This window comes from Bradyrhizobium sp. LTSP857, assembly GCF_000938285.1.
In the GTDB taxonomy this organism is placed as follows: Bacteria; Pseudomonadota; Alphaproteobacteria; order Rhizobiales; family Xanthobacteraceae; genus Bradyrhizobium.
In genome coordinates, this window is record NZ_JYMS01000007.1 from 380,995 (window position 1) to 392,372 (window position 11,378).

Below are 11,378 nucleotides of genomic sequence, written 5' to 3' on the forward strand. Positions count from 1 at the left end.
GGGCTCGTAGCCCTTACTTCACCTTCAGCGACAGCTCCGTGCCGCCCTTGAGCGGCAGCGTCATCGAGACAGAACCGTTTTGGGGATCGCGGATGAAGGCGATGTAATCGGGCTCGGCGTTGTCGTTCATGACGTAACCGCCGACAAGGAGTTGCGGCGTGACGATCTCGATCACCTCGCGCGCCAGCGATGGACCTCCCTCGCCCGGCCAGCCGTCGATCAGGACGAAATCGACGGGGCCGCCGAGATCGCTCAGCGTTTTCCGCGCGTCGCCTTCGCGGATGTCGGCGTAGTCGGCCAGACCCGCCTCCGCGAGATTGCGTCTGGCGGTTTCGACCTTGGCCGGCACGATCTCCGAGCCGATCACGGTGCCGCCGCCATTGTCGCGCAAAGCAGCGGCAAAGTAGAGTGTCGACATGCCGACCGAGGTCGCGAACTCCGCCACGCGCGTGGCGCGCAGGCCGCGGCACAACAGGTAGATCAACTCGCCCTGCTCGGGATGGATCGAAAAGCCCTGCTCGGCATAGGCGTGGGGATCGCGGCTGTTGAAGGAGCCGCGCGGTCCCCCACCCGGCGGGCGCTGCCGCGCCGCCTGCATGCGGGCAATGACGGCATTGACGCGCGGATCTTGAATCGGGCTGTGAGGCCGATCATTCATGTGCTGTTTCCCTCGCAGTCCGTTACTTGCCAAGAATTTCGGCCGCTGCACGATCCAGGATCGCGGCGATGCGGCGCGCCTCGGCGGAGTCGCTGCCGTGCTTCGCACGCAGCGCGCGCTTGAGATTGTGGCGGGCGCGGTGCAGTTCGTCGGAGGCATCAGCATCGAGATCGCCGGCGCCGGCAAAAGCCTCGCGCACCTCGTCCATGCGACCGCCGATCCGCGACAGCGCCTGAAGGATCGCGTCTGCGGTCGTGCGCTGCTCAGCAAGGTATGCCTGACCCTGTGGCGTGATGCTGTAGAGCTTGCGTCCGCCATCCTGCTCGACGCTGCTGTGGCCGACCTCTTCGAGATAGGTCAGCGCCGGATAGATCACGCCCGGACTCGGCGTGTAGAAGCCGCCGGAGCGCTCCTCGATAATCTTGATCAGCTCATAGCCATGCGCCGGGTTCTCGGCGAGCAGAGCCAGGATCACTAGCTGGAGGTCCTGCGACGACAGCCGCCGCGCGCCCGGGAAATCATCGCCGCCGCGCCCGAAAAAGCCATGTCCGCCACGGCCGAAGCGAGGCCGCCCGCCGTGCCGGCCCATGGCAAAGTGAGCGAAGTGCCCAAAGTGGAAGTCTCTGTGGTCTCGGTGTTTACCAAACATATCTTACGTCTCCTTCTCAAAACATATCTTACGATATAATTTGAGATAAGGAGACCGCAATTCACAGGTCCGTGATCGACGCCAACCCGGGCAGCCCCCGCCCTGCCGCTATTCGGCGGCTTCGCTGTGCGGGACGCCCTGCTCGACTTCGAGCTGAAGAATGTCGTTGAAGCGGTTGAAGGCGCCGCACAGCGCGATGCGCCAAGTCAGTTCGACGATCTGGGCTTCGGAGAAATGGGTGCGCAGACGCGCGAAGATCTCGTCGCGCGTCTTGTTCCAGTTGTTGGTGACGGCGATGGAATATTCGACGACGAGCTTGTCGAGCTCATCGAGCTCGGGGTGATCCTTGTAGTCGACAAGGCGCGCGGCGCCCGCCTCCGACACGCCCTGCACGGCCAGCTTGGGCGCGTGGTGCGAGACGCAATAGTCGCATTTGTTGAGCAGCGACACCGTGACCAGCGCCAGCTCGAGATGACGCTTCGACACCAGGCCTTCGCTGGCGAGGTCGACCAGCAGCGACCACATGTGCTTGAAGATCGGCAGCCTGTGCGCCATGACACCGGCTTGGTTCTCGAACGCGCCATAGGTCGTCATCTTGTCCCACAGCGGTCTCAGTGTCTCCGGCAGATCGTCCCTGGTCTTGATCGAAACTCGCGACATGGCATGCCATCCTCGGTTGGAACGTGCATGCTGCCACAAGGGCGCGCCGATGTCCGCTGTTGCAACCGCATGACACCCAGGACCTTTGAAGCCCGCTGTCTTCGCCTGCCCGCTGCCACCAAGGTGGTGCAGTGGGAGGGCACCTCCGTGTTCAAGGTCGGCGGCAAGATGTTTGCGCTGAGCGGTGGCTTTACGTCGAGCTACATGTTCAAGACCTCGAACATGGCCTATGCGATGCTGATCGAGCACGGCATCGCGCGGCCGGCGCCCTATCTGGCGCGGGCCAAATGGGTGCAGCTCGTGAGCAACAACGCTTTGCCGGATGCCGAACTCACGGCCTATCTCACGCAAGCCCATGCCCTGATCGTGGCAAAGCTCACACGCAAGGCCCGCAAGGAGCTCGGGCTTGCCTCGCCTGAAGCGGCGCCGAGATAGCGATCACTGCGTGCAGCCGGCCGGCCACTCGCGGTGACATTGAGCTTTCATCCTCCCCCGATATACTGCGCATCCTGGAATCGGTTTAGGACATCGGCGTGGCGATTGATCTGAAGGCGGTCGAGCAACTCGCTACCGATCAATCCTCGCTCAAGGCGGCCGCCGGTCTTGCCAAGCCGGCCAAATGGTCCGGCATCGGCGGCAGCCCGGATGGCGCACTGATCTGGGGCGAATGCGCGGGCTCCGGCGCCAATCCCTACCGCGTGATGGCCGACCTGCGCGACCTCGGCAACAAGTGCACCTGCCCATCGCGCAAATTCCCCTGCAAGCACGTGCTCGGCCTGCTGTGGCTCAACGCCGAAGCCATCGTGCCGTTCGCGCCAGCCGATACGCCGGCATGGGTCAGCGACTGGCTCGGTCGCCGGCGTGGCACATCCGCAGCCAAGCCTGCGAACAATGCACCGTCCGGTGACGCGAAAGATTTGCGTGCCGCACGCATTGTCGAACCGGAGGCCGCCGAAGACCCGAAGGATGCGGCACGGCGCGAGGCCCAGGCCGCCAGGCGAAACGAAGAGACGGAGCGCGCCATCCTCGATGCGCTGGATGCGCTCGAACAATGGATCGGCGACCAGCTGCGCTTGGGACTAGCAGGCTTCATCGACGATGCTACGGCGCGATGCCGGCGGATCGCGGCGCGCCTGGTCGATGGCAAGGCCGCAGTGCTCGCCGGCCGTGTCGACGAACTACCGTCTCGCCTGCTCGCGCTTGCCGCAGGCGATCGGCCACGCGGCGCGGTCGTCGAGCTCGGCAAGCTCGTGATGCTCGCGCGCGCCTCCCGCGCCACGCCGCGCGATGCCGAGGTCAGGCGCGCCGTCGCAACCTCCGAAACCCGCGAGACGGTACTGGCCGATCCGCAAGCCGTGCGGGTCGATACGCAATGGGAGGTGCTCGCCGAACACGTGCAGACGCGCCGCGACGGGCTGGTGTCGCAGACCACATGGCTGCTCAATCTCGCCGCGTCGGGGCCACGCTTTGCCATGCTGCTGGACTTCTTCCCGGCAAGTGTCGGACGACGCGGTTCGGTCTTCACGCCAGGCGAGCGCTTCCGGGGCGAGCTGGTCTTCTATCCGTCACAGCAGCCGCTTCGCGCCCTGCTCGTCCGGCGCGACGCCGCCGAGGAGACGCTGGCGCCCGAATGGCCTGCGCCGGATGAAGCGCTCTCCGACGCCTTGACGCGGCCGCTGCTGGCCGAGCCTTGGACGATCGACATTCCGCTGCTGCTGCCGCAGGGGCGGATCGCGCGCGATGATGCCGGGCATGCGTGGTGGCAATCCGGCGACGGGACCGCGACATTGCCGGTCGCGAGCAATGCGGAGGGCCTGCTGTGCGGCACCGACCTCACGCGCGCGGCTGCAATCTGGTCAGGCAGCCGGCTCACGATCCTCGCCGCGCAGACCCCGTGGGGACGGATCGGCAGCCATGACTGACGCGCTCAAGGCCGAGGCAATCTACGACGCAATGGGCACGGTGCTGACGCGCTGGACCATGGGATCGGCGGCCGCAGCGGCGGCCCCGTTCTGGCGCGCCGAGCTTGGCGAGGATCCAGCGGAAGCAGAGCTGCGGCTGCTCGCTTTGTCGGGCCAGTTCCTCGGCATCGCGGTGACGGCCGAGCCGGCGTCGACGCTCCGCGTCCTGCCCGACATTCCCGCGCTCGCCTTGTCGAAGCGCTCGACGCGCTCAAGCCCGTCGCGGTGCTGATCGAGGGGCCTGCGGATGCGTCGGACCTGCTGCCGATGCTCGCCGCCCCTGACATGGTGACGCCGGTGGCGTTGCTCGCTTACGCCGAGGACAATCCGGCGAACGCCAGCTTCTTTCCGTTTGCGGATTATTCGCCGGAATACCAGGCCGCGTGCTGGGCCGTGCGCCACGGCGCAGCCTTGCGCTTCATCGACCTGCCGGCATCGGACCGGCTGGGCGCCTCGGCCGCAGACATCGCCGAGGAAAGCGCGGCGAGGTCCGAAGACGATCCAGTCAGCCGCGACCCGATCGGCGCGCTCGCGACCGCGGCCGGATATGACGACGGCGAATCCTGGTGGTCGGACGTCATCGAGGAAAATCCAGCAACAGGCCCCGTGTTCGCAGCGGTCGCCGACGCGATGACGGCGCTGCGCACGGACGAAAAGCCGTTGTCGGCCCGCGAGGCCGCGCGCGAGGCGCATATGCGGATCGAGATCGCAAGAGCGGCAAAGGAATGCGACGGCGCGGTTGCTGTCGTCTGCGGCGCCTGGCACGTGCCCGCGCTCGCGGAAGGCCGCAGCCTTGCAGCGGACCGCGAATTGCTCAAGGGCCGGCCGAAGACGAAGATCAAGGCAACCTGGGCGCCCTGGACCGCGCCGCGCCTGTCGCGCGCGAGCGGCTACGGCGCAGGCGTCGTTGCGCCCGGCTGGTGCGCGCATCTCTGGGAGACGCGCGAGGGCGATCGTACGGCCATCTGGCTTGCCAAGGTGAGCCGCGTACTGCGCGATCACGGCCATTTCGTCTCGACCGCCTCGGTGATCGAGGCGCAGCGGCTCGGCACCGCGCTCGCCGCGCTGCGCGGCCGACCCGCGCCGGGATTCGCCGAGCTCCGTGAGGCGGCAATCGCGTGCCTCTGCAACGGCGAGAGCGCGCTGTGGAACGATATTGCCGCCGAACTCCTGGTCGGCGCGGGTGTCGGCGCAATTCCCGCGGCGACACCGCTTGCGCCGCTGCTCGAAGACCTTCAGCGCCAGCAGAAGGCGACACGGCTCAAACCGGAAGCGCTGGAGCGGCCGCTGACGCTCGATCTGCGCAGCGAGAGCGGGCTGATACGCTCGACGCTGCTGCATCGCCTGAATGCACTCGACGTGCCTTGGGGACGGCTGACCGATGCCGGCCGCAGCCGCGGCACCTTTCGCGAGAACTGGCAGTTGCGCTGGGAGCCGGAATTCGCCGTGCGGCTGGTCGAAAACCTGCTCTACGGCTCGACGATTGCGGAAGCTGCCGCTGGCCGCCTGATCGAGGCGATGGGCAAGGAGGCCGAGCTCGGCGTATTGGCTAGCCTCGTGCGTGACGCCATGATCGCCGATCTGCCGCGCGCCACCGAACGCGGCATCGCGGCTTTGGAGACCAAGGCAGCGCTCACCAGCGACGGCCAGGCCCTGCTCGGCGCATTGCCGCCGATGGCCGACATCCTGCGCTATGGCGAGGCGCGCGCCGGCACGGTCGAGCATCTCTCCGCGCTGATGCCCCGCATTGTGGTGCAGGCGGCCCTCGCCCTGCCCTACACCGCGCGCAATCTCGACGCGCCCGCCGCAGCCAAGCTGCGCGCGGCGATCATCGCAGCCGATGCCGCGATTCAGCTCGCCCAGCTCGATGGCGACATCGTCACCACATGGCGCGACGCGCTGTCAGCTCTGCTGCACGATGACCAGGCGACGCGGTTGATCGCGGGTACTGCCGCGCGGCTGCTCTACGAAGCCGAGCTGCTCGCCGCCGATCGCGCCGCCGAGCTCATGGCGCGGATGCTGTCGCCCGGCACGCCGGTCGCGGAAGCAGCCGGCTTTTTCGAAGGTTTCTTTGACGGCGCGGGCCAACGGCTGATCCATGATGCGGAGCTGCGCGGCGCGGTGGATGCCTGGTTGATGGCTCTGGACGAGGATGCCTTCACCGCCAACCTTCCGCTGTTTCGCCGCGTGTTCTCGGCGCTCGATCGCACCGAGCGCCGGCGCCTGATGGACGCGTTGTTCGCGCGCCACTCGGGCGGCGCGAAAGGATACAGGCTGGTCGCGGACGCAGCCGCCATCTGGCCGGCACATCAGTCACGTGTGATCGAACTCTTCACATCGGGAGCGGCGCGATGAGCGAGAGCGAAGAGCGCAGCCGCCGCTGGACGCTTACCCTCGGCGCCGATGCCGACGGAGCCGGGAACGGCCCCGCCCTGTCCGACAGCGATCGCCGCATGTCCGAGGCGCTGACGGCGCTCTACGGCAATGGCGACGACGCACCGAAGAAGGGCCGCGGCGGGCTTGGCGGCTCGGCCCCGCGCGTGGCGAAATGGCTCGGCGATATCCGGGAGTTCTTCCCTGCGCCTGTGGTGCAGGTGATCCAGAAGGACGCATTCGAGCGCAAGGGCCTGCGCCAGATGCTGCTCGAGCCCGAGTTCCTCGCAACCGTCGAAGCCGATGTGAACCTGATCGCCGATCTGGTCGCGCTGCGCGGCGTGATGCCGGAGAAGACCAAGGACACCGCACGGATCGTCATCGCCAAGGTGGTGGCCGAGCTGATGCAGCGGCTCGAGCGGCGCACCGCGGACGCGGTTCGCGGCGCCCTGAACCGCTCGCTGCGGACCAATCGCCCGCGCTTTGCCGACATCGACTGGCCGCGCACCATCAAGGCCAATCTCCGCCACTACCAGCCGGAGCATCGCACCGTGGTGCCCGAACGGCTGATCGGCTTCCTGCGCCAGCAGCGTCGCATCGTCGATCTGGAGGAGGTCATCCTGTGCGTCGACCAGTCGGGATCGATGGCAACCTCAGTCGTCTATGCCTCGATCTTTGCCGCGGTGATGGCCTCGCTGCCGGTGGTCGCGACCAAGCTCGTCTGTTTTGACACCGCTATCGTGGACCTGAGCGAGGAGCTCGCCGATCCGGTCGAGGTGCTGTTCGGCGTCCAGCTCGGCGGCGGCACCGATATCAACCGCGCCGTCGCCTATTGCGAGGACCGCATCGAGCGGCCGGCAAAGGCGCATCTGATCCTGATTACCGACCTCTATGAGGGCGGCGACGCAGATGCGCTGGTCGATCGCCTCGGCAGGCTCGCCGCGCGCGGGATCAACGTGATCGTACTGCTGGCGCTGACCGATACCGGCCGGCCGTCCTACAACCCCGCGCTCTCGGCGAAGGTCGCAAGCCTCGGCATTCCCGTCTTTGCCTGCACGCCGGACCAGTTTCCGGACCTGATGGCAACCGCGCTGAAGCGCGAGGACGTTGCGGGTTGGGCTGCCGACCAGGATATCAAGCTGATCCGGCCGGAAGGATGAATGCTCTGAGTCCGGCTAGATCTTCGCTTCGGCAAAGATGCGACCGATCCAATCGAGGAACACGCGCAGCCGCAGCGTGAGCTGGCGGTTCTGCGGGTAGAGCGCCGACAATGGCGTCGGCGACGGAGGAAAGTCGGGCAGCACCTCGACCAGCGCGCCACTGGCCAGGTCCTCTTCAAAGCGATAGCGCGGCGCCTGCATCAGGCCGAAGCCGAGCCGCGCCAGATCCGCCATGGTGTCGGAATTGTTCACCCTGATCCGGCTCGGCAGCACGATCTCGCGCAAGGCGCCGCCGACGGAAAACTCCAGCGGCAACACGTCGCCGGTCCGCGACGAGATGAAGCCGACCATCTGGTGCCCGTCGAGCGCATCCGGCGTTTTGGGCGTGCCGTGCTTGGCAAGGTACGCCGGACTTGCCACCGTGATCTCCGCAATGGTGCCGAGGCTGCGCTGGATCATGCCACTGTCCTCTAGCTGGCCGGCGCGGATGACGCAGTCGACCCCCTCGCGCACGAGATCGACCAGGCGATCGCCCTGCCCGATCTGCAATTCGATCAACGGATGACGCGCCAGGAACTCGGGCAAGTTCGGCAGGATGAAGGTACGCGTCAGCAGCGGGTGCGCATCGAAGCGCAACAGGCCGCGCGGCTGCGCGTCGCGCATCGCGCTTTCCGCCTCCTCGACCTCCGACAGGATCGCGACGCAGCGGCGATAATATTCCTCGCCGTCGAGCGTGGCCGTCACATGCCGGGTGGTGCGCTCGAGCAGGCGAACCCCGAGATGTGCCTCGAGGCTGCGCAGGACTTCGCTCGCCGTGGAGCGAGGCAGGCCGAGATCGGCCGCGGCAGCCGTGAAGCTGCGCCTTTCCACGAGGCGGACAAACAGGCGCATGGTCTCGAAGCGGTCCATGCCGGATTGTTCAACATAGCCGACAGGTGATGGCAAGTGCCGCCGGATTATCCGTGCCGGGTGATCGGCTATTCCCTGCGCAGGAGACACCGGGACAACCCGGCCGTCGCATTCAATGGAGCCTCGCCATGCCGTTCGCCAACATCAAGGTCCCGCAGGCCGCACTGTCGAGAGCGCAGAAGGCGGAGATCGTGCATCGGATCACCGCGATGTTCGTCGACTATTTCAGCGAAGCGGCGCGCCCGCACACGATGGTTTTGATCGAGGAGGTGCCCGATGGTGGCTACGGCCGCGCCGATGAAGTGTTCGTGATCCCCGAGGCCTATCGGGCGAAAGACTGACACGCGTCCCTCGCCACAACGTGATTGGATGATTCTCATCCTCCCATTGGAGCACTGCTGCACCGCAACTACCTCAAAGGAAAGTCCATTGGAGATGGAGATTTCCATGAGCAAGTCCAGCAACGCTTCCACGAAAACCCATCGCTACGAGTTCGTTCACGGCGACGGCGTCGACTTCGTCACCTACCAGCGCCGCAGCGAGAACGGAATCTGGCAGACCTTTGCGACCTGGATGATTCCGCGCGCCGTCTGCGATTAGGACGGCCGGCAAGCTCGGCGCCATTGACTGGAGTATATATCTGACTAAAGTCAGCTATATGCTCGACCCCGTCTCGCGCGTCCGCCGCTTCAACCGTGCCGTGACTTCTGCCGTCGGCGCGCTCGATACTTCGTTCCTCGGACGCGGGCGGCCGCTGGGCGCGGCACGCGTGCTCAATGCGATCGGGCATGGGCGCACCGATGTGGCCGAGATCCGCGACTATCTCGGCCTCGATTCCGGGCTGATGAGCCGGCTGTTGCGAAGTCTCGAGGACGAAGGTCTGATCGAAACCACGTCGCATGAGGATGACGCACGGCGCCGTGTCGCCCAGCTTTCGCGCGCGGGCCGGCGTGAGTTCGTCGCCTATGAGGCGCTATCGAACACGCAAGCGGAGGGCTTCCTCGCCCACCATTCGCAGCGCGAGGTGCTGCTTGCGGCGATGGACCTGATCGCCTCCGCGCTGACGCGCGAGCGCATCGCGCTCGGCGAGATGGATCCGCAGGGCGACGAGGCGCGCTACTGCCTCGGCGAGTACTATGCCGAGCTCGGCCGCCGCTTCAAACAGGGCTTTGACGTCTCGTTGTCGCGCGATCCCGACGCCAAGGACATGCGCCGGCCGCGCGGATCGTTCATCGTCGCGATGTCGGATACGCTGCCGATCGGCTGCGTCGGGCTGAAGGGAACCGATCACGGCTATGCCGAGATCAAGCGGCTGTGGGTCGCCCCATCCGCGCGCGGATTGGGGCTCGGCCGGCGCCTGATGGACGCGACTGAGCGCGCGGCGCGCGAGCTCGGCATCAAGCTGTTGCGGCTCGACACCAACAGCGCGCTGCCGGAGGCCGGCCAACTCTACCGCACCACCGGCTGGCGCGAGATCCCGCGCTTCAATGACGATCCCTACCCGGACCTGTTTTTCGAGAAGCGCATCCCGTCATAGACCGCGTCACGCCGTCACCGGCGCCGCCTCGCCTTGCGACTTTGCAAACGGACGGAAATTCATCGCCATCAGGAACGCACCGAGGCCCATCGCCCAGGAACCGATATAGAGCCAGGCGTAGCTCGAGAACGCATCGTAGATCAGCCCGCCGGCGAGCGGGCCCGTGGCCATGCCGAGGCTGCCGGCCATCGCGGTGCCGCCGATCATCGTGCCCATCATCCGTAGCGGAAAGTTTTCGCGGATGAGTACCGCATAGAGCGGCATGGTACCGGCATAGATGAAGCCGAAGACGGCGGCGACCGTGTAGAACGTCGCGAGCTGATGCGCGAAGACGTAAGCGAGCGCGCCGAAGGCCTGCAACAGCAGCCCCGAGACCAGCACGCGCTTGGCGCCAAACCGGTCGCCCATCAGGCCGAAGGCGATGCGTCCGCCGAGGCCCGCAAGGCCCTCGACGCTATAGATCGTCACCGCCGCGATCAGCGGAATGCCGCAGCTCACGGCATAGCTGACGGTGTGGATGATCGGGCCGGAATGGGTGGCGCAGCAGAAGAAATTGGTGGCGAGCAGGATGATGAATTGCGGCGAGCGCAACGCCTCGCCCATCGACATCTCGGCCTGCGCAGCCCTCTCACCTGACGGCGCGACCGGCGGATGCGCCAGTGCCGGCGGACGGCGCACCAGGAGCGCCACCGGGATCATGATGGCGCCGACCACCAGCGCCACGATCTGCATCGCGGTGCGCCAATCATGGTTGGAGACGAGCCAGGCCGCAAGCGGCGCCATCGTCATCGGCGCCACGCCCATGCCGGCCGACACCAGCGACACAGCCAGGCTGCGATGGGTGTCGAACCAGCCGGTCACGGTCGCCATCATCGGCGCGAAGATCGCGGCGCAGGAGGCACCCACCAGCAGACCGAAGATGAACTGGAACGCAATCAGCGAGGTCGCATGGCTCGCCGCAAACAGGCTCAGCGCCAACACCGTCGAGCCCGTCAGCACCACCGGCAGCGGCCCGAACCGGTCCGTGGCCGTGCCCCAGGCCATGCTGGTAAAGGCCATCGCCAGAAAGCCGATCGTCATCGCGCTGGAGATGCCGGTCACCGACCAGCCGGTATCCTTTGCGATAGGCTGCAAGAATACCGGCAGCGAAAACATGCCGCCAATCGCGACGCAGCCGAGCAAGCCGCCGGCGGCGACGATCACCCAGCGATAAGAGGAAGCGGTCATTTTGGTCTCCCGTCAGGTCTGTCTGGGTGGAAGACGAATGGGAACGGCCGGGGCCGACAGGATAGCGTGATTATTTGTGCCCCGCGAATATGGTGCCTCCACATCAAAAAACGTCGAAAACAACCCCATGCACAGTAGCCGGCCGCTGCCGGATCAATGACTTACGAGCGGCTCACAATGCCAGAAAGCGATTTGACTCGTCGGGCAAAACACGGGCAATATGTCATCATCCCGCAGACCTCGA

At 66.3% G+C, this 11,378-nt stretch carries 13 protein-coding genes; 8 read left to right on the top strand and 5 right to left on the bottom strand.

The genetic code is table 11. The features are described from left to right. Positions 1-13 precede the first annotated feature (13 nt). The 3 genes from UP06_RS03360 to UP06_RS03370 all read right to left on the bottom strand — a co-directional run bounded on the left by UP06_RS03360 (position 14) and on the right by UP06_RS03370 (position 1,967). Positions 14-658: an O-methyltransferase gene (locus UP06_RS03360; RefSeq protein ID WP_045000450.1), complete on the bottom strand. Its 645-nt coding sequence runs from the start codon at positions 656-658 to the stop codon at positions 14-16. 22 nt (positions 659-680) lie between these two features. Next, positions 681-1,307 carry a PadR family transcriptional regulator gene (locus UP06_RS03365; RefSeq protein WP_045000452.1) on the bottom strand — a complete coding sequence of 209 codons (627 nt, stop codon included), beginning with the start codon at positions 1,305-1,307 and terminating at the stop codon, positions 681-683. A 108-nt stretch (positions 1,308-1,415) separates the two neighbouring features. After that, positions 1,416-1,967, bottom strand: coding sequence for a carboxymuconolactone decarboxylase family protein (locus UP06_RS03370; protein ID WP_045000454.1), 552 nt, complete (start codon positions 1,965-1,967; stop codon positions 1,416-1,418). 69 nt (positions 1,968-2,036) lie between these two features. Between UP06_RS03370 and UP06_RS03375 the strand changes: the two genes are divergently transcribed. The 5 genes from UP06_RS03375 (at position 2,037) to UP06_RS03395 (ending at position 7,461) form a co-directional block, all read left to right on the top strand. Further along, positions 2,037-2,402, top strand: a complete 366-nt coding sequence (locus UP06_RS03375; protein ID WP_045001123.1) for an MmcQ/YjbR family DNA-binding protein — start codon at positions 2,037-2,039, stop codon at positions 2,400-2,402. A 98-nt stretch (positions 2,403-2,500) separates the two neighbouring features. Then, positions 2,501-3,889, top strand: coding sequence for an SWIM zinc finger family protein (locus tag UP06_RS03380; RefSeq protein WP_045000456.1), 1,389 nt, complete (start codon positions 2,501-2,503; stop codon positions 3,887-3,889). Next, entirely contained in the window at positions 3,882-4,160 is a 279-nt protein-coding gene (locus UP06_RS03385; protein ID WP_045000459.1) for a hypothetical protein, read from the top strand. The genes UP06_RS03380 and UP06_RS03385 overlap by 8 nt, the downstream gene beginning before the upstream one ends. Then, positions 4,154-6,283 (top strand): DUF5682 family protein, encoded by a 2,130-nt coding sequence (locus tag UP06_RS03390; RefSeq protein ID WP_245305391.1) that lies wholly within the window; start codon positions 4,154-4,156, stop codon positions 6,281-6,283. The genes UP06_RS03385 and UP06_RS03390 overlap by 7 nt, the downstream gene beginning before the upstream one ends. Then, positions 6,280-7,461, top strand: coding sequence for a VWA domain-containing protein (locus UP06_RS03395; protein ID WP_045000461.1), 1,182 nt, complete (start codon positions 6,280-6,282; stop codon positions 7,459-7,461). The genes UP06_RS03390 and UP06_RS03395 overlap by 4 nt, the downstream gene beginning before the upstream one ends. Before the next feature lie 15 nt (positions 7,462-7,476). Here the strand turns inward: UP06_RS03395 and UP06_RS03400 are convergent, their stop codons facing one another. After that, positions 7,477-8,370 (bottom strand): LysR family transcriptional regulator, encoded by an 894-nt coding sequence (locus UP06_RS03400; protein ID WP_045000463.1) that lies wholly within the window; start codon positions 8,368-8,370, stop codon positions 7,477-7,479. 128 nt (positions 8,371-8,498) lie between these two features. Here UP06_RS03400 and UP06_RS03405 point away from each other — a divergent pair, with 128 nt between their 5' ends. The 3 genes from UP06_RS03405 to UP06_RS03410 all read left to right on the top strand — a co-directional run bounded on the left by UP06_RS03405 (position 8,499) and on the right by UP06_RS03410 (position 9,907). Continuing rightward, entirely contained in the window at positions 8,499-8,711 is a 213-nt protein-coding gene (locus tag UP06_RS03405; protein WP_045000465.1) for a tautomerase family protein, read from the top strand. 106 nt (positions 8,712-8,817) lie between these two features. After that, positions 8,818-8,970 carry a hypothetical protein gene (locus UP06_RS41385; protein ID WP_197087110.1) on the top strand — a complete coding sequence of 51 codons (153 nt, stop codon included), beginning with the start codon at positions 8,818-8,820 and terminating at the stop codon, positions 8,968-8,970. A 58-nt stretch (positions 8,971-9,028) separates the two neighbouring features. Further along, a complete protein-coding gene (locus tag UP06_RS03410) occupies positions 9,029-9,907 on the top strand; it encodes a bifunctional helix-turn-helix transcriptional regulator/GNAT family N-acetyltransferase (RefSeq protein WP_045000467.1) in 879 nt (292 codons plus the stop codon). 6 nt (positions 9,908-9,913) lie between these two features. On the opposite strand, the gene UP06_RS03415 is transcribed toward UP06_RS03410, so the two are convergent. Then, entirely contained in the window at positions 9,914-11,134 is a 1,221-nt protein-coding gene (locus UP06_RS03415) for an MFS transporter (protein WP_045000469.1), read from the bottom strand. Positions 11,135-11,378: the final 244 nt, after the last annotated feature.